Raw genomic sequence first — 20,329 nt, 5'->3', positions numbered from 1 at the left:
CGCGGGGACGCTGTAACACTGATTCGCTCGCAAGCTCGCTCATCGCCCCGCCGCCGCGGGCACGCGGTCGATCACACCGGTCGCGAGGTCCGCGAGCACCCGCCCCAGCGCCGGGGCGAACGCGAGCCCGTAACCCGAGAACCCCGCTCCCACGACCAGAGGACCGGCCGTATCCAGCAGAAACCTTCCGTCGGACGTCGACGTGCGGGTACAACCGATCGGTTTGGGAAGTCTGTGGTCGAGCCCTGGCAGGAAGGCGGCCACGTACTCCTGCAGCCTGCGCAGCTGTGCCGGCTCCGGCGCGAACGCGTGCCGGTCCGGGTGGGTCTGCGTCCCCACGCCGTGGAACCCGAGCTTCACGCGTCCGTCCGCAGTGGACGTGCCGTGGACGCTGCTGGGCCAGCCGTCCTCCGGACCGGTGTGGTGGACGAACGTCGGCCATGCGACGTGGTGAGGGGAGAACGGGGCGACCCCGCCGTGCAGCGGAAACGTCGCGGGTTGCTCCTGCGTCACCCGCAGCCTGGGCAGCTCGACGAGCCCATCGAGCAGATCCGCCGTGCGCGCTCCCACCGCCACCACCGCCCGGCCGGCGCGGATCGGGCCTCGTGGTGTCTCGACCTCGACGAGATCGTCTCCGCGCACGGCGATCGCCGTCGCCGGCGTGGAACGGTGGACTACGGCCCCGTGCGCCACGGCAGCCGCGGTCAGAGCGGCGACGGCGTGATCGGCGTGCAGACGGCCGGACCGGTCCGGCTGGTGCAGCACGGGGCCGCCGAACACCATCCCCGGCCACCGGTGCGACGCCTCGTCGGCATCGAGCCACTCATGGGCGATGCCATGCTCGCCGAGGGATCCGGCGAGCGCCCTCGTTCGGCGCGGGTCACCATGGTCGACGCCCCCGGTGATCTGCAACAGAGCTGCGCCCGTCTGGGCCTCCACCTCGCGCCACAGCGGCAGAGCGTCCATGGCAAGGCGCACGTACGGCGCCGCAGGGTAGGACTGCCGGTAGAGCTCCGCCGATCCGTACGGGAAACCGCGCGCACGCCCGGTCTCGAACTGCTCGAGCTGCACCACCTCGCGGCCCCGACCGGCGAGCTGCCATGCAGCCGCCGCACCGACCACGCCGCCGCCGATGACCACGACGTCGACGACTCCGGCGCGCACGGACCTCGACAGACGGCGCGCCGCCGGGATGTGCGGGAACGTTGGCATGACTGTCCTTCCACGACACGGACAGCAGGAACCCCCGACGCGGGGGAACAATCCACTGTGGACAAAGACGGCTCCGGAACCGCCGGAATCACCGTCCTGCAGAGACCTGACCGAGGCGCGTCAGAGCCCAGCCGTACGCGTCAGCGCACGGGAAGCGGGGTGGCTCGAAGGCCGGGATGGGTCAGCGACAAAGAGCGGCCTGCGTGCGGCACAGATCGACGTGCCGACGCTTCGACCAGATGGACGTCAACCACGTCGACGACCGCGTGGCCGCCGGCCGGGCGTCCGATCGACGCACGATGTCTCCCATCGATCCTGGCGTTAGCACCCGGCGCCATGAGGCACATGGTTGCTGCGGCTTCGACGAGCCAGATCTCTCGGCCGCTCTGGATGGACGGCATCGAATGTAGGCGACCACCCGATGGATCTGTCAAGGATGTGACGAACACACGGTCTATCGGACGCGTGACGACCCGCGGCCCATGGCCGGATCCGACGGGCTGTTGATCCTTCGGTATCGAGTATCTATGGTCGCTGCTACGGCGGACGACGCCTCGAGCACCGAACGGAAACGGCGTTCGATCGGCTCTCGCCCAGCCCGAACGGACGGTTCCCGCCACGCCCGCAGCTCGTACACCAGAACGTCGGCGTCGTCGCCGGCGGTGTGGGGCACGACCCGTTGATTGCGGGGGCCGGGCTCTCTAGCGTCGATCACGATGCCGATCCGGGCCCACGCCCGGCGGCCGGGAGGGGATCACGTGGACGCAGCGCCCGAGCGCCGTCGTCGCGTCCCGCTCGTCCGGCGGCACCACGTCGATCTGTGCCGCACGAGCACGGCGATCTGTCCTCGCTGATCAGTAGCCCGCCCGCCCCAACCGCGCGTCGTCGACGTCGCGGTTCAGTTTCCGTCGGCATCTGATCCCTCCGGAGGCACCCGTGGCATCCGAACCCCTGCACCTGGCCGTCGCGCTCGACGGCGCGGGCTGGCACCCGGCCGCCTGGCGCGAGCCCGGCACCCACCCCCGCGAACTGCTGACCCCCCGGTACTGGACCGATCTGGCCCGCACCGCCGAAGCCGGGCTGCTGGACCTCGTGACGATTGAAGACAGTCTCGGGCTGCAGTCGCACAGCCCCTTTCAACCGGACGACCGCGTCGACGAGGTCCGCGGCCGGCTCGACGCGCTGCTCATCGCATCCTTCCTCGCACCGCTGACCAGCCGGGTCGGGCTCGTCCCGACCGTCACCACCACCCATACCGAGCCGTTCCACGTCTCCAAGGCAGTGGCCACGCTCGACCACAACTCGCACGGCCGCGCGGGCTGGCAGGTGAAGGTCTCGGGCCGGGCCGAGGACGCCGCGCACATCGGAAGGCGGGAGATCACCCGCCCCTCGGCCGAGGAGCTCACCGCACCGCGGCTCCCCGAAGCGCTCGTCGCGCTCTTCGACGAGGCGGCCGACGTCGTCCGGGTGGTCCGGCAGCTGTGGGACAGCTGGGAGGACGACGCCGAGATCCGCGACGTCGCCACGCGCCGGTTCATCGACCGCACGAAGGTCCACCACGTCGACTTCGAGGGCCGGTTCTTCAGCGTCCGGGGACCGTCGATCACCCCGCGGCCCCCGCAGGGCCAGCCGGTGGTGGTCGCGCTCGCACACCGGCGGGAGCCGTACGAGCTCGCCGCCCGGGGCGCCGACCTCGTCTTCGTCACCCCCACAGAGCAGCGAGACGCGGCCGCCCTGCTCGCCGACGTGGAGCAGGCCGCCGCCGACGTCGGGCGCACCGGTGAGCCCCTGCATGTCTACGCGGACCTCGTGGTCGTGCTCGACACCGCAACCGAGCCCGGCGCGGCACGCCTGCGCCGACTCGACGACGTCGCCGGCGAGCCGTACACGTCCGACACGACGGTGTTCACCGGTTCCGCCGCGGAGCTCGCCGACCTCGTCGCCGCATGGCAGGCCATCGGGTACCGCGGAGTACGGCTGCGGCCCGCGGTGCTGCCCGAGGACCTCGACCGGATCGTCGCCGACGTCGTCCCCGAACTGCAGCGCCGAGGCCTGTTCCGCACGGTGTACGAAGCCACGACGCTGCGCGGACTGCTCAGTCTGCCGACCTCCGTTCCCAACCGCTACGCCGTCGGCGCAACCGGCCTGAAAGGACGATCACGATGAGCGCACCGCGTAAGCAGATCATCCTCGGCGCCTACCTGGGCGGCGTGAACCACCACACCGCGTGGTGGCACCCAGAGGCCGGGAGCCAGATCGACTTCTCGACCTTCGAGCACACCGCGCGCACCGCCGAACGGGGCAAGTTCGACTTCTTCTTCCTCGCCGAGGGCCTCGCCCTGCGTGAGCGGGCGGGGCAGGTCTTCGACCAAGACATCGTCGGCCGCCCCGACACCCTGCCGGTGCTGGCTTCGCTCGCCGCGGTCACCACGCATCTCGGGCTCGCCGGCACGATCAACGCCACCTTCAACGAGCCCTACGAGCTGGCCCGGCAGTTCGCGACCCTCGACCACCTCTCCGGCGGCCGCACCGCGTGGAACGTCGTCACCTCGTTCGACGCCTTCACGGGCCAGAACTTCCGCCGCGGTGGCTTCCTCGACCGCTCGAAGCGCTACGAGCGGGCCGCCGAGATGATCGACGCGCTGCGCACCCTCTGGGACTCGTGGGACGACGACGACCTGGTCGTGGACCAGGCCACGGGGCGCTACCTGGCCCGCGCCGACGCCGGCTCGTTCAGCGTGCGCGGCGGCCAGTTCGACATCCACGGACGGTTCACCGTGCCCCGCAGCCCGCAGGGGCGACCGGTGATCCTGCAGGCCGGAGTGTCGCCCGAGGGCCGCGACTTCGCCGCGCGTAGCGCCGACGCGATCTTCTCCCCCTACGGCAAGCTCCCGGCGGCCGCCGAGTTCTACCGGGACGTCAAGGCGCGCGCCGCACGGGCGGGCCGCAACCCGGACGATCTCAAGATCCTCCCGTCGGCGAGCTTCGTGCTCGGCGACACCGAGGCCGAGGCGCAGGAGCGCTACGAGGAGGTGCGCGGGCAGCAGATCACCGGGCAGACGGCCCAGATCCTGCTCGAGCAGGTCTGGAACCGCGACCTGTCCGGCTACGACCCCGACGGCCCACTGCCCGACGTCGACCCCGATCCCGACGCACCGCCGATCATCCAGGGCCGCGCGTTCGTCCACCAGGACCGCTTCGCCACCGTGGCGCGATGGCGCGAGATCGCCGACGCGAAGAAGCTCAGCCTCCGCGAGCTCGTGATCGACCAATTCGAACGCGGCCCCTTCGTCGGCACCCCGGCCCAGGTCGCCGAGAAGATCGACGACTTCGTGCAGAACGACGGGTCCGACGGGCTCATCATCGGATCCCACCTGGTGCCGTGGGGGCTCGACGAGTTCGTCGACCAGGTCGTGCCCCTGCTGCAGGAGCGCGGTTCGCTGCGCGCCGACTACACCGGCAGCACGCTGCGCGACAACCTCGGCCTCCCACCGCTGCCGCGGCGTTCCGAACGACGCACAGAGGACGCGGGGGCTGCGGTCTGACCGCGGTCCCAGGGCGCTACGTGACGGACGACGCCGGCGGAACGCACGCCGGCCAGGCCGCCGGGCTCCGGAATCAGCCTCGTCACGAGGCGGTTGACCCGGTCATGACGACCAGGATCGTGGCCACGGCGTTCGGCGGCCCTGAGGTACTCGCAGCAGTCGACACCGAGGTGCCTGCACCCGGCGAGGGTGAGGTCACCGTCGAGGTCAGGGCAGCGGGGATCAACCCGGTCGACTACAAGCGGTTCAGCGGGACGATGGGTGCTGATCCCGCGCTCCTTCCCCTTGCCGTGGGCAACGAGCTCGCCGGCGTGGTCACCGCGGTCGGCCCGGGCGCCGCCGGGCGCGACGGGGCACTGGCGGTCGGCGACGAAGTGATCGCCTACCCGGCTCCGGGCGCTTATGCCGCCGCGCTGACGCTCCCGGCGGCGAACGTGGTGCACAAGCCGGCGCAGCTGCCGTGGGCCGAGGCGTCGGCGATCATGCTCACCGGAGCCACGGCGGTGCACGCGCTGACCGTCGTCGGGGTGGCCGCAGGCGACACGGTGCTGATCCACGGTGGGTCCGGGGGCGTCGGCCAGCTCGCCGTGCAGCTCGCGGTCGCGGCAGGCGCCACCGTCGTCGCCACCGCGGGCGCCCGGCACGACGAGCTGTTGCGCGGCTACGGCGCGATCCCGGTCCGGTACGGGCCCGGGCTGGCCGACCGGGTGCGCGATGCGGCACCGTCCGGAGTGGACGCCGCGGTCGACACCGTCGGCACCACGGAAGCGGTGGACGTCTCGTTGGAGCTGGTGGCCGACCGCAACCGCATCGTCTCGATCGCAGCGTTCGGGCGGGCCGACACCGGAATACGACTCATCGGCGGTGCCCCGGGCGCCGACCCCGGCACTGAGATCCGCCGCAACGCCTGGCGGCAGCTCCTCCCGGCGGCGGCAGCGGGCACGCTGCACGTCGTCGTGGCCCGGACCTACCCGCTCACCGACGCCGCGGCCGCGGTCCGCTTCGTCGCGGAAGGACACGCGGGCGGAAAGGTCGTGCTCCTGCCCTGAAACTGCGAGTAGGCGATCAAGCGTCCAGCGGCGGCAGCGCGAGGTGCTCCCGCAGCGTGGCGCCCGTGTACCCGGTGCGGTAGACGCCGCGTTCCTGCAGCGCCGGCACCAGCTTCTCGACGATGTCATCGAGAGAGGACGGGATCAGGTGCGGGAGGAGGTTGAACCCGTCCACGGCCCGGGTGCGGACGTAGCGCGCCCATTCGTCGGCGACCTGCGCCGGTGTGCCGACGAAGGGCGGGTGCCCTGGAGCCACCTCCAGCGCGAGCTCGCGCATCGACAGGTTCCGCTGCTCGGCGAGCTCCCGCCACCGCGCGATGGTTGCCATCTTCCCGCTCCGCTGGTCGATCCGGAGCGTCCCCCTGGAGGGGTCGAGCTCGGCGTCGGTCGGTTCGATGTCGGGCAGCGGCCCGTCCGGGTCGTAGGCCGAGAGGTCCGTTCCCCAGTACTGCTTGAAGAACGCGACAGCACGCGGCCCCGACATCTGCTCGCCCCGCACCCACCGCGCCCGCTCCTGCGCCTCGGCCGGGGTGTCGCCCAGCACGACACCCGCACCCGGAAGGATCCGCAGCGAATCGGGCGAACGGCCGTAGCGGGCCAGCCGGGCGCGCACGTCCCGGGCGTAGGCGAGCGCCTTGTCGTACTCGGTGTTGGCCGAGAAGACGACGTCGGCGTGCCGGGCGGCCAGGTCGCGGCCACCGTCGGAGTCACCGGCCTGGAACAGCACCGGACGGCCCTGCCTGCTCGCCGGGAGCGTTGCGGTCGCGCGCAGCTCGACGAGGTCGGTGTGTCGCTCGACCGGGGTGATCGACCCGGGCCGCGCCCAGCTCTTGGCGTCACCTGCCGCGGCGACGACCCCGTCGATCCCGCCGTCCCACGATCCCCACAGAGCCTTCGCCGCCTCGACGAACTGGCCGGCGCGCTCGTAGCGCCGCTCGTGCTCCAGCCAACCGCCGTGGCGGAAGTTGGCACCGGTCCACGCGTTGTCGGTGGTGACGATGTTCCAGCCGGCACGGCCGTCCGACAGCAGGTCGAGGCTCGCCAGGCGCCGGGCGAGATCGGCCGGGAAGTTGTAGGTGGTGTTCTGGGTGGCGACCAGCCCGATCCGCTCGGTGACCGCGGCGAGCGCGGACAGCTGGGTGATGGCATCGGGACGCCCGGCGACGTCGAGGTCGTACACCCGGCCCCGGTTCTCCCGGACCCGCAGTCCCTCGCCCAGGAAGAACGCATCGAACAGGCCCCGTTCCAGTAGCTGCACGACGCCGACGAACGTCTCGATCGCCATGTGCGGTGCTGTGGAGGGGTCGGTCCAGATCAGCTGGGGCCCGACGCCGGTCTGGAAGACGCCGAGATGCACCTGGGCGTTCGGGTCGTACTCGGCGCCGGACGGGCTCTCCGTGGTCACTCTGCTCACCTCAGGCGATCGTGGTCGCCGAGGCGGCGAACCGGTTGACAGGGCGGGGCAGGCCCAACGTCGAGCGCAGCGTGTCGCCTGCACGGGGCGCGCGATGCAGGCCGGCAGCGGCGAGCGCCGGCAGCACCTGCTCGGCGAGCACCGGCAGGTCGACGGCGAGCACAGCCGGGTGCAGCCGCACGCCGTCGACGGCATCGGCAAGCCTGCGCAGGAGCTCGACCAGTGCGGCAGCCGAGCCGACGTGACGCAGGCACCCCGCTGACGGCCACGGCGTTGCGTCGGCCATCCGGGCGAGGCGCGAGGTCGCGGGCTCGGCGGCGTCGAGCACCACCTCGACCTCGGCGAACACCATGCCCGCCCCGGCCGCACGGGCGCGCGTCGCCGCTGCCACGACCGCTGCGACATCGGACCCGCTCACGAGCACGACGTCGGCCCGGTCGGCGACGTCCAGCTCGTCGGACGCCAGCACGACGACCTGCCCCTGCGGTGGTCTGGGCGTGATCAGTGGGCCCTTGATCGTGAACGCCGCGCCGACGAAGTCGACGTGGTGGACCTTACCGGGGTCGAGGTAGCGGCCCGTCGCCACGTCCTTGACGACCGCGTCGTCCTCCCACGAGTCCCACAGCGCACGCGCGGCGTCGATGACGTCGGTGACCTCGCGCCGCAGCGCGTCGGCTCGAAGCGGCCGCGCCCCGATCGTCGCGAGCTCGGCGGCCGTGTTCGCCGCACCGACGACCCAGGCCGCCCGGCCCGTGCTGGCGTGGTCGAGGCCTGCGAGCTGGGTGGCGAGGTGGAACGGCTCGGTGCTCGTGACGTGCAGTGTCGGGGCCAGCCCGATGCGGTCGGTGAGCGTGGAGACGAACGCGGCCCGCGTGCCCGCCTCCAATCGGCCCGCCGCGTCGAGACCGCTGCTGGGTGGGACCGGCGAGTCGGCGAAGGTGACGAGGGTGAAGCCGGCGCCCTCGGCGGTGGCCGCGACCTCGCGAACGGCCCGTCCGCCGAACACCGCCGCCGGTGGGCGCCCGGAGAACCGCCAGGCTGCGGGATGGGCGCCGTCGCCGTCGGCGTCGAGCGCGAGGAACAGGCCGGCACGTTCACTCATGGAACTCATCTCCGGTGGGATCTCGAGCAGTCAGACGGCGGTGGGCACGCCGGAGCGCGCCGGAAACTCCAGCCCGAGGTTCTCCCGGAAGGTGGAGCCGGTGTAGTCGTCGGCGACGATCTTCCGCTTGCGCAGCTCGTGCAGCAGGCCGTTGACGACGAAGTCGTGCTGGCGCGGATCGGCCAGACCGCCGAGGGTCAGCACGTCCAGGACGCCCGCGCGGAAACGCTCCTCTACCGCGTCGGCGAGCTGCTCCGGGGTGCCCGAGACGGTCCAGTGCCCGGTGTCCTGAGCGGCGATGATCAGCTCACGCAGGGTGTACCCCTCGCGCGCGTGGCCGGAGAAGATCTCGACCCGGCCCCGGCGCCGGTTCACCGAAGAGACCTCGGGCAGCAGGCTCTCCGGCACCGTCGAGTCCAGCGCCACCTCGGACAGGTCGACTCCCCCACCGAGCATGTCCGCCACCTGGGCCCGGCCACGTTCGAAGTCGATCGCCTCCTGCTTCTCCCGGACCAGCCGGCGCGCTTCCTCCTCGGTGGCGCCGTACGTGGCGTGGAACGAGCTGAAGATCAGCGGCAGCCCGTCGGCGCGCCCGAGGCGCGCGGCCTGGCTCCGGATCCTCCGGGTGAAGTCGAGCGCGATGTCCAGTGTCGGCAGGGAGGTGAAGACGATCTCGGCGAAACGCGCGCCGAGCGCCATCCCTGCCTCGGACTGCCCCGCCTGGATCTGCACCGGACGGCCTTGGGGAAGCGGCGGGATGTTCAGCGGCCCGGCCACGGTGAAGAACCGTCCCGCGTGGTTGATCCGGTGCACCTTGCTCGGGTCGAGCACGGCGTTGCCGTTCGCACCGAGGGACAGCGCGCTGGGTTCCCAGCTGTCCCACAGCGCGTTGACCACCTCGAGCGTCTCCGCTGCCCGCGCGTAGCGGTCCTCGGGGCTGGGCAGGTCGTCCGCGCCGTAGTTCTCCTCACCGATCGAGGAGGTCACGAGGTTCCACGCGGCCCGGCCGTTGCTCACATGGTCGAGGGTCCCGAACAGCCGGGCCAGGTTGAACGGGTGGTGGAACGTGGTCGAGACCGTGGCGATCAGGCCGACGTGCGACGTCACCTGGCTCAGCGCCGCGACGAAGATCAGCGGCTCCTGGGAGCCGATCGCACCCTGGGCGTTGAAGGTCAGCAGGTCGGCGGTGAACAGCGCATCGATCCGGGCCGCCTCGGCCAGCTTCGCCACCTTCACCGCGGTGTCGAGCGTGGATCGTGTCGGGTCGATCGCCAGGTCGTAGGTGCCGGGCGACCCCCCGGCCCCGGTCACGGTCTTCAGCATCCTGGGCCGTTTCGTGCTCACTGTCGGTCATCCTTCGCTCGTCGGCTGATCCGGACGTGGCCCTCGACGGACAAGGGCCGATCGAACGATCAGCGACAGAGCGCGGTCTGCGTGCGGCAGAGATCGACATGCCGTCGCTTCGACCAGACGGGCGACAGCGCCCCGCATGTGCCGTGCGATGCCCGCACGTTGTCTCCCCACGATCCTGGCGTCAGCTGCTGCGCCTCGAGGACGCGTCGTTGCCGTGGCTACGACGGCCGCTCTTCACCGTCGTCGAGAAATGTACGTAGCGGACAGCCTGACTTGTCAAGAACGATGTCGATCGCCGGTAGAGGCCATGACCAGCCTCACAGCCCGGCCACGTGCGTCCGACGCCGCTGCCGGTGGTGATTCGCCGCGGGGCTCTCCCGTTACGCCGACCTCGGCGTTACCGATGCACTGATCAGCCCCGTCGGCGAACCCGCGGAGAGGCAGCGGACCCTGCAGCTGCTCGGCCACCTCGCCGCCGATCACCGCACCGTCCCCTCCGGAGCACCGCGCCCCTGAGCGGGATCGAGGCGGGGCGCCGTCCCGGACCGGTCGAACAGGGATGCCACGAGCGCGACGAGCGCCAGCACCGCGGAGAGCAGGATCCCCACAGAGAAGCCGAGACGGTAGGTGGCGAGGTCCCCGGGCACCGCGACGGCGACGAACACGCCGCCCGCGGCGGCAAGGCACAGCGTCGAGGCGATGCGCTGGGAGACCTGGAAGAAGCCGGCCGCGAGACCGTTGGCTCCGGGCGGGGCGTGGGCGAGCGTGAGCGCCTGGTTCGGCGAGGTGATCAACCCTCCGGCGGCCCCGGTGAGCAGCTGTGACAGCACCACCGCGGCGAGCAGCGCTCCCGCGGGGAGCACCCCGACGAGCAGCAGCATGGCCGCCAGGGTCGCCACGAGCAGCCCGAGCATCCAGGTGACCGAACGCCGCCCGTACCGGCCGACCACGCGCCAGCCCAGCGTGGAGCTGATCCCCATCGCGACGGCCGCGGGCAGTGTGCACAGCCCGGCGACGAGCGGGCTCAGACCCAGACCTTCCTGGAGGAACAGCGTCACGACGAGCCCCAGCCCGAGGGCCGAGCCGAACCAGCACATCGCCACCACGGTGCCGAGCACGAACCCGCGCGACGCGAAGAGCGCCGGGAGCAGGATCGGCGTCCCGCCGCGGCGCGCGGTGCGCCGCTCCCACCCGACGAGCGCCGCCCCGGCCAAGACTGCAGCGACGAGCCAGGCGGCGACGATCACCGGTCCGGCGCCACCGACGCCGATCACCGGCAGCAACACGCAGACGGTGACCAGCCCCAGCAGGGCGATGCCGCCGACGTCGAGGTGGACGCGCCGCGACGGCCGGTCGGAACGCGGCAGGTACCGGGCCGCCAGCAGGCAGGTGATCAGACCGAACGGGATGCTGAGTGCAACGGCGAGCCGCCAGCCGAGGGCCGGGCCGGCGAGCCCGAGCACCGTCCCGCCCACGACCGGTCCCAGGATCGCGGACAGTGATCCCACAGCGGCGTACGCACCGAGGGCACGGACGCGGGCCGCTCCCGTGAAGGTGTCCTGGATCAGGCCGATGACCTGTGGGTTGGCGGTGCCGGCCCCGACGCCCTGCAGCAGCCGCGCGAGCACCAGCATCCACGGGTCGGCGGCCAGGACCCCGATCACGCTCGCCACACCGAACAGGCCGAGGCCGGCGATCAGCAGGCCGCGCCGACCCCAGGCATCGCCGAGCCTGCCTGCGGGTACCAGTGCGAGGCCGAACGTGAGCGAGTACCCGGCGAGGATCCACTGCACGTCGGCGCGGCCCGCCCCCAGCTCCGCGCGCAGCGCCGGGACCGCGACGTTGAGGACCGACTGGTCGAGGAGGGTCGCGAAGCCGGTGGCGAGGCAGATGGCCAGGACCATCTTCTGCCGGGCCCGCTCGTGGGCGGTGACCGGTGAGGCGGGTGCGGAGTGGAGATCGTGGGACGAGGTGTCGCGCATCGATCGGTTACGACTGCTCCGCCCATGCCGCGGCCAGCAGTTCGTAGGACCGCACCCGGTCGGCGTGGCCGTGCGTGATCGTGGTGATCAGCAGCTCGTCGGCCGCGGTGACATCACGCAGCGCCCGCAGCCGGTCGACGACGGCGCCCGCCGAGCCCACGAACTGGGTGGCCACCCGGTCCGCCACGAGCTTGCGCTCCTCGTCGGTCCAGGTCAGCGCCGCGGCCTCGGCAGGGGTGGGGAACGGGATCGCTCCCGCGCCGGTGCGGATGCTGCGCACCCACGGGGCGTAGCCGGCGGCGAGCTCGTGAGCCGTCTCGTCGTCGGGCCCGACGACCACGTCGGCCGAGACCATCACGTGCGGGGCGGCCAGGCGGGCTGACGGCCGGAACGCGGCCCGGTACCCCTCCACGGCCTCGAGCACGGAGCTGGGACTCACGTGGTAGTTCGCCGCGAACGGCAGACCGCGCGCACCGGCGACCTCGGCGCTCTCCCCTCCGCTGCTGCCGAGGATCCACGGCTCGACGCCGGCGTTGCTGCCCGGCACGGCCTGCACCGCCACCCCATCAGGGGTGCGGTAGCTGCCTTCAACGAGGGCCAGTACCTGGTCGACGACCTCGGGGTACGGCGGCGTCCTCGCGTCGGGCTGGCGGATCAGAGCGGCCTGTGCCCGGAACCGCGGCGAGGCGAGCAGGCCCGCGACGGAGAACCGCGACGGAATGACCACCCCGCCGACCGTTCGCGGGCCGGAGGCGACGTTCTCGACCGGGGCCGGAGGTGGGGTGCGCGGCCCACCCGAGCGGCCGAGACCCAGGTCGATCCTGCCCGGGTACAGCGCGTCGAGGGTGCCGAACTCCTCGACCACCGAGAGGGGGGTGCGATGGCCGGTCTGGACCGCTCCCGAGCCGACCCTGATGCGGTGGGTCTCACGCGCGACGGCCGAGATGAGCAGAGCAGGAACCGACCCTGCCACCCCCGGGTTGAGGTGGTGCTCGGCGAGCCAGAAGCGCCGGTAGCCCAGACGCTCGGCATGCCGTGCGAGGTCGACGGTGTGCTGCGCCTCCGCGACCGTCGAACCGGAGGAGATGGGTGATAGGTCGAGAACGGACAGAGGCGTGACCGGCACGGTCATCGGGAGAACTCCAGGGTGTGAGGCACGGCCCGAGCGCCTGCACGTCACTCACGGTGGGGCAGCCCGGGAAGGGACCGACGAGAAATCCGGGTCAGCGACAGAACTCGTCGAACGCGAGACCGCGCCGGGACGGCCAGAACCCCTCCAGGAAACACCCTGGTTCCATGACCATCATCGTCGTCCGGGACAGCCGTGCAGACAAGTGGCCGCCGTGCACGCACAGGGACGGGTCGAAGGGTCGCACCGCTAGAGAACAGGAGCTGCGAATGCCGAGGGAGCCGCGAGCACGCCCGAACACAATGTCCGGGCATATTCGCGCGTGTAGTGATACCGATCACAGCAGGTTGTGAGGTTTCAGCCACCCGCTTAGCGTCACCAACGTGACGGGCGTGTCATCTGCCACTCGCCTGACGAGCAGGCTGTTCGTGGACCTCATGCTGGTCCATGCCGCGCGCTGTCCGCGCTCATCCCGCTGACGCCGCCGCACGAGTTCGCGGCGTTCCCCATTTCCCACCCGATCCGGGTGCCTTTCGGCGTGCCCGAAACACTGAGGAGCGCAATTCACGATGACCACGTCCGTCTATTTCGAGGTGCAGCGCACCAGCCCGCGCATCGGCGCGGAAATCGTCGGCCTCGATCTGAAGCACGACATCGATCCGGCGACGGCCGAGCAGCTGCGCACCGCCTTCCGCGAGCACAAGGTGCTCGTGTTCCGCGACCAGCACCTCTCTCCCGACCGGCACGTCGAGGCCGTCCGGATCTTCGGTGAGCCGTTCGATCACCCGACCGCTGTGCGCCACCCGGACAACCCGCTCGTGTACCCCTACCGGGTCGAGCAGACCGGCAAGGCCAGCCACTGGCACGTCGGCGGCACGTGGCGCACCCCACCGTTCCGGATCGAGTCCCTCACCTACCAGGAGGTGGCCGACGTCGGGGGCGACACCCTCTGGGCCGACCTGCAAGGCGCCTACGACGACCTGTCGGAACCGCTCAAGGTGCTGACCGGCGCACTCGGCGCGCTCTACGACGCCGACCCCGCGCACTATGCCCAGGGCAGCGAGAAAGGCGCGGTCACGACCACGGTCGAGCACCCGGTCGTGCTGACCCACCCGGACACCGGCCGCAAGGGCCTGTTCCTCTCCCACGGCGCCCTGCGCCTCACCGGCGTCACCCAGGCGGAGTCCGACGCACTGCTGCCCTACCTGTTCCGCCACGCCTCCTCACCGAACTACACCGTCCGCTACAGCTGGAAGCCCGGCGACTTCGTGCTCTGGGACAACCTCGCGACCTGGCACTACGCGGTCGACGACTACGGCGACGGACCGCGCGCTTACCAGAAGGTGATCGCAGCGGACCCGGCGATCTGAGACGTCGCCCGCCCGGCCTCCGCCCCGACAACATGGGCGGAGGCGGCCGGCGGGGTCCGCGAGCCGTGTCCGCGGCGGACACGGGCGACAGCCGGGCGACCGGCATGCGTGGCTGCATGGTTCTCGCAGCCGGACACGCTTGTTCCCTCAGCCGCCCACGCAGAGACTGATCACGCGCCCGACGCGGCGCGGATCCCCGACGAAGGAGCAGGCGAACCATGTCCGACACAGCCCGCCTCGGGCGCACCGGCGTCAAGGTCAGCCGGTTGACCCTCGGTGCCATGAACTTCGGGGCCTGGGCCAACCGCGACCACGAGGACGCCGTGCGGATCATCCACGCGGCGCTCGGCTCGGGCGTCAACGTGGTCGACACGGCCGACGTGTACTCCGACGGGGAGAACGAGGAGATCGTCGGCCGCGCGCTGCAGGGCCGCCGCGACGACGTCGTGCTGGCCACGAAGTTCCACGGGGCCCGTGGCTCGGATCCCAACCGCCGCGGCAACTCGCGCCGCTGGATCTCCCGCGCGGTCGAGGAGAGCCTGACGCGGCTGCGCACCGACCACATCGACCTCTACCAGGTGCACCGGCCGGACCCGGACGTCGACCTGGACGAGACGATCGGGGCGCTGTCCGACCTGGTCCGCCAGGGCAAGATCCGCTACTTCGGCACCACGACGTTCGAGGCGCACCAGCTCGTGCAGGCCCAGTGGGTGGCGCAGCGCGGCGGCCACGTGCGCCCGGTCACCGAGCAGCCGCCCTACTCGATCCTCGCCAGGGCCGCCGAACGCGCGGTGCTGCCGGTCGCCCAGGAGTACGGGCTCGGGGTGCTGCCGTGGAGCCCGCTCGCCGGCGGCTGGCTCTCGGGTCGCTACCGGCCGGGCGCGGGCGACGCCCCCAGGTCGACCCGGCTGGACCGCCAACCGCACCGCCACGACCCCGAGCTGGCTGCCAACCAGCGCAAACGTGAAGCGGCGGAGCAGCTGGCGAAGCTCGCCGACGAGGCAGGGCTCACCGTTGCGCATCTCGCGATCGCCTTCGTCCTCGAACATCCCGCCGTCAGCTCGGTGATCATCGGCCCACGCACCCAGGATCACCTCGACCAGCTGCTCGGCGCGGCCGACGTCCGGCTCTCCGACGACGTGCTGGACCGCATCGACGAGATCGTCCCGCCGGGCGTGACCATCAGCCCGGCCGACGAGGGCTACCAGCCACCCTCGCTCACCGACCCGTCCACCCGTCGGCGCCCGCTCCCGCGCGAGGCGAAGCGATGACCCGGCAGCTACACCTCAACCTGTTCATCTACCCCGGCGGGCACCACGAGGCCGCGTGGCGGCACCCGGACAGCTCACTACGGGCTCCCCGCCCACGCAGCCGCTACGCCGGTACCTCCGACCCCGTCGATCCGGCTCTCGTCGGCTGACGCTCGCCCGCATCGCGGCTGCCGGCGCGGCTCGAGCTGCCACCGCCACCACCAGGAGGAACCGTGACGAGCACGCATGCCGAGCCCCGAGCCGGAGCCCGTCAGGCCCCGACGGACGAGGAGCTCGCCGAACGCTTCCGGCCGGTCTTCGACCGGATCGCCGAGCGCGCGGTCGAGCGCGAGGCGCAGCGCCGGCTGCCGTACGAGGAGGTCGAGTGGCTGCGCGCCGCCGGGTTCGGCGCCCTGCGGGTGCCGATCGAGCTGGGCGGATCGGGCGTCTCGCGGCGGCGGTCGCGCTGGAACGGGCGGGGCCGCACGGCGAGGACGCGACCGGCGAGCTCGACGTCTACCGCGCCCAGGTGACGGTCACGGACCTGGTGCTGCGGGCCACCTCGGAGTTGTTCGAGGTGGGCGGAGCGTCCACCGTGGACGAACGGCTCGGGCTCGACCGGCACTGGCGCAACGCGCGCACGATCGCCGTGCACACCGTGATCTACAAGCAGCGCATCGTCGGCGAGTACGTGCTGGACGGGACCGTGCCCGAGTTCACCCCGTCGGTCGGCACCGCGCCGTCGCTCCTGCAGCAGCAGTGACGAACCGGCACGTGCACCTGGGCCCCAACATCCTCAACGCCAGGGTCTTCGGCGGGTCGTGGCGGGCTCCCGGGCACCGACCCCTCGCGAGCTTCACCGCCGCGGGAATCAGACCTAAATGTCCAGCCAATCCGCTCACACCGCTGCAGACAATTCTCATCCTTCAGGAATCAGATGTGGGCGTGGCCATACCGGCGGCCGATATCTTGTTCTGATCTTGCTATTCACATACAACGGTGAACATGCACGGTTGCCTTTGCACCACGGCTGATCGGCTGGAGCTCGCCCTGCTCGCCGCGAACCAGCTGTGCGTCGACGACCGCCACTGTTGCCAGGGCTGACGGCCAGATTCATCACCGTTGTCGCATATTTTCGGCGACTCTCTTCTCGTTTCCGGTATATCGGCGATCATCCTCCGATGCCGCGTCCCAGCCATGTCCCTGGAGGAATGCCTTGTCTCCCACCGCTGTACCGCCGGCGCTCGGTCTTGCGCTCATGGCCGGGCTGGGCCTGTTCATGCTGACCATCGCGTTCGCGGTGCGCCGGATGGCACGCAGCACGCACGACTTCGTCATCGCAGGTCGGCGGATCGGGCTCGGCTTCGGGGTCGGCTCGGTCATTGCCGTCTGGACGTGGTCGATGGCCGTGATGATGTCGTCGGCCCAGGCCTACACATGGGGCACATCCGGCCTGCTGTGGTTCATCGTGCCCAACGGGCTCGCTGTCGTCGCAATGGTTCCCTTCACACTGCGACTGCGCCGTCAAATGCCTCGCGGATACACGATCGTCGAGTTTGTCCGCGTCCGTTTCGCGAGCCGGACGGCGAGTACCGTCATCCTCCTCGCGATGCTCCTGGGACTACTCGCCGAGATCTTCATCAACCTGTACGGGGTCGTTCTCGTGATGGGCGTGGTGTCCGGTCTCAACACGACGACCGTGCTGCTCGTGACGCTCGCGATCGTCATGGTCTATTCCTATTTCGGCGGTCTCTGGACGTCGGCCATCACAGCCACCTTCAACACCTTGCTCATCACCGTTCCCGCGGCGATCGTCGTGCTGTACGTACTGGCCAAAGCCGGCGGCGCCGACCTCGTGTTCGCCAAGGTCGGCGAGGCCGACCCGACCCGACTGAACGTGTTCGACCCGGCCGCGGCGGCCGGCTTCGGCATCTCGCTGGCACTCGGGCTGCTTGCCTCGACGATGGCTGACCAGACGTTCTGGCAGAAGGTCTGGGCGATGAAGCCCGCGAACCTCAACCGCACGTTCCTGTGGGCGGGCCTGTGGTTCTACCCGATCCCGCTGACGCTGGGCCTGCTCGGGCTCGTCGGCACGTCGATGGGCGTCCCGCTCGACGCGCTCGGCGACTTCGGTGCCGGCGCAATCGGCCCGTATGTCGTGGCGCATCTGGGCCTGCCACTGGTGCTCATCGCGCTGTACGTGCTGATCATCTGCAACGCCTGCTACTCGTCGATGGACGGTGCGTTCTCCGCCCTGTCCTCGCTCGTCGCCGTCGACATCGTCAAGCGGATCCACCCGGACATCCCCGACAAGCGGCTGATCCGGTGGACGAAGCTGTCGATCCTGGTCGCCGGCGTCGTCGGAGGCGTGATCGTCAGCTCCGGGGTCGACTACGTCGAGCTGGTCAACCTCGTCTTCTTCGTGAAGGCCGCGCTGATCTTCCCGTTGGCGCTGGCCATCTTCTGGCCGCGGATGACCGCCCCCGCCTTCGTCTCCAGCCTCGTGCTGAGCATCGCCGTCGGGCTGCCGCTGCGCCAGCTCGGCCACGATCTCGCCGGGATCGTCGCACTCGAGGCCGTCTCGCTCGTCGTGGCTCTGGGTGTGAGCCTGCTGCGCCGCGAACGCTTCGACTACGCCTCCCTCGACCGCTCCGACGGCGAGCTCGGGACCGAGCCCGCGACCGGGGCCGCCGGACGCCCCGTCGTCGCCGAGCCGACCAGCTGACCTAGCGAACGGAGCGATCATGACCATCTTCGCCGTCGGACTTGCGGCCGGCCTGCTCACCGCGATCGTGTACGTGGCCGTCGCCGGGCGGGCATTCCTGCGGATCCGCAGCGAGATCCTCGCCGGCGGCGACTCGCCTGACACCGACACCGCCGACTACCGGCGGCAGGGCCGCAACTTCGGCTGGAAGGCCGTCGGCGGCGTGATCGCATCGACATTGCTGCTGGCGCTGGTCAGCACGGCTGGGTGGACCTGGTACCTGCTGCCGTTCCTCGCCATCGGCACATCGATCACGGTGATCGTCGCGTTCCTCCTCGACCGACCGAGCTCGACCGACGGTTCCTGACAGAGAGGGCGCCATGAAAAAGAAGAAGGCCCACCTGCTCGGCTTCGTGCAGCACGGCGTGATGAACCACGCCTCGACGATGTGGGCACACCCCCAGGACAAGGTCGGCTACTCGTTCGCACGACCCGAGTACTGGCGCGACCTCGGCCGCATCATGGAACGCGGGCTGTTCGACGCGATGTTCATCGCGGACGAGCTCGCTCCCTACACCACCTACGAAGGCTCCAGCGACGCCGTCGTGAGATATGCGGCGCAGTTCCCGGTGCACGACCCTGCCGCTGTCGTACCGATCGTCGGGGCGTTCACCAAGCACCTCGGCATCGGCATCACCCTGTCCACCTCGTTCATCCGGCCGTATCAGATGGTCCGTCAACTGTCCACATTGGACCACCTGACGGGCGGCCGGGTCGGGTGGAACATCGTCACGTCCTACTCGAAGAGCGAGTTCCAGGCGATGGGCCTGGAGAACCTCACCCCGCGCGACAAGCGCTACGAGGTCGTCGAGGAGTACATGCAGCTGTGCTACCAGCTGTGGGACTCCTGGGACGACGACGCAATCAGCTACGACCGCTCGACCGGTGTTTTCGCCGAACCGTCGAAGGTGCGCGAGGTCGACTTCCAGGGCCAGTACTTCCGCTCCCGCGGCCGCTCGTTCGTCATGCCCTCTCCGCAGCGGCGCCCTGTGCTCTGGCAGGCGGGCTCCTCCGAGCAGGGCCGCAACTTCGCCGCCGAACACGCCGAGTCGGTCTTCGGCATCTTTCCCACCGTCACGACCATGCGCGCCTACGCCGACGACATCCGCGCCCGCGCCGACCGCGCCGGTCGCGACCCGTCGCAGCTCAAGCTGATCTTCGGGCTGCAGACGGTGCTCGACCGCAGCCACGACCGCGCGGTGGAGAAGTACGAGGAGTTCCGCTCGCTGATCCGGATCGAGAGCGCGTTGGCAATCATGTCCGGGCACACCGGCGTCGACTTCTCCCGACTCGACCTCGACGACAACGTCGCTGACGTCGACGCACAGGGCATCCGCGGGCTGTTCGACGCAATTCTGCAGAAGAACGACGGCAAGCCCGTCACCGTGCGGGAGGCCGCGGAGCTCTACGGCATGGCGATGGGTGCACCGACCGCCGTCGGCACGCCCGCCGACGTCGCCGACGAGATGGAGCACTACCTCGACGAGGGCGGATGCGACGGTTTCATGCTGCTCGCCACGAACGTGCCCGGCTGCTTCGTCGACATCGCCGAGCTCGTTGTCCCCGAGCTGCAGCGACGCGGCCGGTACCGGCTGCGCTACCCCGGCACCACGCTGCGAGAGAGCCTGCAGGAGTACTGACAACAGGCGCCTGCGGGCCTGGCCGAGGGGCACCCGGCCAGGCCCGGCGGGCCGTACTCGTGGGCTAGCGAGAAACGTGCGGCACGCGCTGCAGTGCGGCGCGGGCCTGCGCGAGCTCGTGGGCGACCTCGCCCGTGATGAGTTCGGCGTCGAGGTCGAGCCGGGAATCGGCGCCCTGGGCTCGGTGCTTGCGGACGATCTCCTCGAGCGCGTCGAGGAAGCGGTCGGCGCTGGCGGCGCGGCGCTCCGAGCGAGTGGGGCTGACGTCGAGCGGCCGGGAAAAGGACAAGACGGACATGAGCACTGCTCCGGGGGGTGACGGGAGAACGGGACGAGTGGCGAAGCGGCCGGTGGCCGGTTCAGCGACAGAACTCGTCGAAGGCGCTCTCACGCCGGGACGGCCAGAACCGCTCTAGTGGAGAGCGGAGCGCAGCCATGGACCCATGGTGACGCAGCCTCAGCAACGGAGTCAACGCCGGCGCTTGCGAATAGGTCCCCGTGAAAGGCCCTCTGGTCAGC

At 70.9% G+C, this 20,329-nt stretch carries 19 protein-coding genes and 1 riboswitch; of the genes, 12 read left to right on the top strand and 7 right to left on the bottom strand.

All coding sequences use genetic code 11. The annotated features are described in order from the left end of the window. Positions 1 to 39: 39 nt before the first annotated feature. Positions 40 to 1,212, bottom strand: coding sequence for an FAD-dependent oxidoreductase (locus ABD743_RS37265; protein ID WP_344728186.1), 1,173 nt, complete (start codon positions 1,210 to 1,212; stop codon positions 40 to 42). A 303-nt stretch (positions 1,213 to 1,515) separates the two neighbouring features. Then, positions 1,516 to 1,609: riboswitch (SAM riboswitch) on the bottom strand. 319 nt (positions 1,610 to 1,928) lie between these two features. Here ABD743_RS37265 and ABD743_RS44640 point away from each other — a divergent pair. The 4 genes from ABD743_RS44640 to ABD743_RS37250 all read left to right on the top strand — a co-directional run bounded on the left by ABD743_RS44640 (position 1,929) and on the right by ABD743_RS37250 (position 5,806). Beyond that, positions 1,929 to 2,066, top strand: a complete 138-nt coding sequence (locus ABD743_RS44640; RefSeq protein WP_379659343.1) for a putative leader peptide — start codon at positions 1,929 to 1,931, stop codon at positions 2,064 to 2,066. Positions 2,067 to 2,148: 82 nt separating this feature from the next. Then, entirely contained in the window at positions 2,149 to 3,378 is a 1,230-nt protein-coding gene (locus ABD743_RS37260; protein WP_344728184.1) for an LLM class flavin-dependent oxidoreductase, read from the top strand. Further along, entirely contained in the window at positions 3,375 to 4,757 is a 1,383-nt protein-coding gene (locus ABD743_RS37255) for an NtaA/DmoA family FMN-dependent monooxygenase (RefSeq protein WP_344728182.1), read from the top strand. The genes ABD743_RS37260 and ABD743_RS37255 overlap by 4 nt, the downstream gene beginning before the upstream one ends. Positions 4,758 to 4,861: 104 nt before the next feature. Continuing rightward, complete coding sequence (locus tag ABD743_RS37250) at positions 4,862 to 5,806, top strand: NADP-dependent oxidoreductase (protein ID WP_344728180.1); 945 nt, start codon at positions 4,862 to 4,864, stop codon at positions 5,804 to 5,806. A 16-nt stretch (positions 5,807 to 5,822) separates the two neighbouring features. Here ABD743_RS37250 and ABD743_RS37245 read toward each other — a convergent pair whose 3' ends face one another. The 5 genes from ABD743_RS37245 to ABD743_RS37225 form a co-directional block, all read right to left on the bottom strand. Then, positions 5,823 to 7,211, bottom strand: coding sequence for an NtaA/DmoA family FMN-dependent monooxygenase (locus tag ABD743_RS37245; protein WP_344728178.1), 1,389 nt, complete (start codon positions 7,209 to 7,211; stop codon positions 5,823 to 5,825). A gap of 10 nt (positions 7,212 to 7,221) precedes the next feature. Then, a complete protein-coding gene (locus ABD743_RS37240; RefSeq protein WP_344728176.1) occupies positions 7,222 to 8,322 on the bottom strand; it encodes an LLM class flavin-dependent oxidoreductase in 1,101 nt (366 codons plus the stop codon). A 30-nt stretch (positions 8,323 to 8,352) separates the two neighbouring features. Further along, positions 8,353 to 9,666, bottom strand: a complete 1,314-nt coding sequence (locus tag ABD743_RS37235) for an NtaA/DmoA family FMN-dependent monooxygenase (protein WP_344728174.1) — start codon at positions 9,664 to 9,666, stop codon at positions 8,353 to 8,355. Between the two features lie 488 nt (positions 9,667 to 10,154). Continuing rightward, a complete protein-coding gene (locus tag ABD743_RS37230; RefSeq protein ID WP_344728172.1) occupies positions 10,155 to 11,657 on the bottom strand; it encodes an MFS transporter in 1,503 nt (500 codons plus the stop codon). Positions 11,658 to 11,664: 7 nt separating this feature from the next. Beyond that, complete coding sequence (locus ABD743_RS37225; protein ID WP_344728170.1) at positions 11,665 to 12,789, bottom strand: LLM class flavin-dependent oxidoreductase; 1,125 nt, start codon at positions 12,787 to 12,789, stop codon at positions 11,665 to 11,667. 566 nt (positions 12,790 to 13,355) lie between these two features. On the opposite strand from ABD743_RS37225, the gene ABD743_RS37220 reads away from it, so the two are divergent. From ABD743_RS37220 to ABD743_RS37185, 8 genes are all read left to right on the top strand, one after another. Next, positions 13,356 to 14,156, top strand: a complete 801-nt coding sequence (locus ABD743_RS37220; RefSeq protein ID WP_344728168.1) for a TauD/TfdA dioxygenase family protein — start codon at positions 13,356 to 13,358, stop codon at positions 14,154 to 14,156. Between the two features lie 218 nt (positions 14,157 to 14,374). After that, entirely contained in the window at positions 14,375 to 15,427 is a 1,053-nt protein-coding gene (locus ABD743_RS37215) for an aldo/keto reductase (protein WP_344728166.1), read from the top strand. Continuing rightward, entirely contained in the window at positions 15,424 to 15,576 is a 153-nt protein-coding gene (locus ABD743_RS37210) for a hypothetical protein (protein ID WP_344728164.1), read from the top strand. Before ABD743_RS37215 ends, ABD743_RS37210 begins: the two co-directional genes overlap by 4 nt. Before the next feature lie 63 nt (positions 15,577 to 15,639). Then, on the top strand, positions 15,640 to 15,939 hold the full coding sequence (locus ABD743_RS37205; protein WP_344728162.1) for a hypothetical protein: 300 nt from the start codon (positions 15,640 to 15,642) through the stop codon (positions 15,937 to 15,939). Next, a complete protein-coding gene (locus ABD743_RS37200) occupies positions 15,936 to 16,169 on the top strand; it encodes a hypothetical protein (protein WP_344728161.1) in 234 nt (77 codons plus the stop codon). The genes ABD743_RS37205 and ABD743_RS37200 overlap by 4 nt, the downstream gene beginning before the upstream one ends. A gap of 453 nt (positions 16,170 to 16,622) precedes the next feature. Then, positions 16,623 to 18,131, top strand: a complete 1,509-nt coding sequence (locus ABD743_RS37195) for a sodium:solute symporter family protein (protein ID WP_344728159.1) — start codon at positions 16,623 to 16,625, stop codon at positions 18,129 to 18,131. Between the two features lie 19 nt (positions 18,132 to 18,150). Then, entirely contained in the window at positions 18,151 to 18,477 is a 327-nt protein-coding gene (locus tag ABD743_RS37190) for a hypothetical protein (protein ID WP_344728158.1), read from the top strand. 13 nt (positions 18,478 to 18,490) lie between these two features. Beyond that, a complete protein-coding gene (locus tag ABD743_RS37185; RefSeq protein ID WP_344728156.1) occupies positions 18,491 to 19,810 on the top strand; it encodes an LLM class flavin-dependent oxidoreductase in 1,320 nt (439 codons plus the stop codon). 64 nt (positions 19,811 to 19,874) lie between these two features. Here ABD743_RS37185 and ABD743_RS37180 read toward each other — a convergent pair whose 3' ends face one another. Next, positions 19,875 to 20,108 carry a hypothetical protein gene (locus tag ABD743_RS37180; RefSeq protein WP_344728154.1) on the bottom strand — a complete coding sequence of 78 codons (234 nt, stop codon included), beginning with the start codon at positions 20,106 to 20,108 and terminating at the stop codon, positions 19,875 to 19,877. Positions 20,109 to 20,329: the final 221 nt, after the last annotated feature.

It is taken from the genome of Pseudonocardia yunnanensis (assembly GCF_039534065.1).
In the GTDB taxonomy this organism is placed as follows: Bacteria; Actinomycetota; Actinomycetes; order Mycobacteriales; family Pseudonocardiaceae; genus Pseudonocardia; species Pseudonocardia yunnanensis.
Note: the sequence above shows the minus strand (reverse complement) of the source record. Positions and strands in the feature narration are given on the sequence as shown.

What these genes read in the sequence shown, in the direction of transcription:
- ABD743_RS37265 (WP_344728186.1), bottom strand. Translation starts at nt 1,212, where the DNA reads ATGCCAACGTTCCCGCACATCCCGGCGGCGCGCCGTCTGTCGAGGTCC.
- ABD743_RS44640 (WP_379659343.1), top strand. Translation starts at nt 1,929, where the DNA reads ATGCCGATCCGGGCCCACGCCCGGCGGCCGGGAGGGGATCACGTGGAC.
- ABD743_RS37255 (WP_344728182.1), top strand. Translation starts at nt 3,375, where the DNA reads ATGAGCGCACCGCGTAAGCAGATCATCCTCGGCGCCTACCTGGGCGGC.
- ABD743_RS37250 (WP_344728180.1), top strand. Translation starts at nt 4,862, where the DNA reads ATGACGACCAGGATCGTGGCCACGGCGTTCGGCGGCCCTGAGGTACTC.
- ABD743_RS37240 (WP_344728176.1), bottom strand. Translation starts at nt 8,322, where the DNA reads ATGAGTGAACGTGCCGGCCTGTTCCTCGCGCTCGACGCCGACGGCGAC.
- ABD743_RS37230 (WP_344728172.1), bottom strand. Translation starts at nt 11,657, where the DNA reads ATGCGCGACACCTCGTCCCACGATCTCCACTCCGCACCCGCCTCACCG.
- ABD743_RS37225 (WP_344728170.1), bottom strand. Translation starts at nt 12,789, where the DNA reads ATGACCGTGCCGGTCACGCCTCTGTCCGTTCTCGACCTATCACCCATC.
- ABD743_RS37220 (WP_344728168.1), top strand. Translation starts at nt 13,356, where the DNA reads ATGACCACGTCCGTCTATTTCGAGGTGCAGCGCACCAGCCCGCGCATC.
- ABD743_RS37215 (WP_344728166.1), top strand. Translation starts at nt 14,375, where the DNA reads ATGTCCGACACAGCCCGCCTCGGGCGCACCGGCGTCAAGGTCAGCCGG.
- ABD743_RS37210 (WP_344728164.1), top strand. Translation starts at nt 15,424, where the DNA reads ATGACCCGGCAGCTACACCTCAACCTGTTCATCTACCCCGGCGGGCAC.
- ABD743_RS37190 (WP_344728158.1), top strand. Translation starts at nt 18,151, where the DNA reads ATGACCATCTTCGCCGTCGGACTTGCGGCCGGCCTGCTCACCGCGATC.
- ABD743_RS37185 (WP_344728156.1), top strand. Translation starts at nt 18,491, where the DNA reads ATGAAAAAGAAGAAGGCCCACCTGCTCGGCTTCGTGCAGCACGGCGTG.
- ABD743_RS37180 (WP_344728154.1), bottom strand. Translation starts at nt 20,108, where the DNA reads ATGTCCGTCTTGTCCTTTTCCCGGCCGCTCGACGTCAGCCCCACTCGC.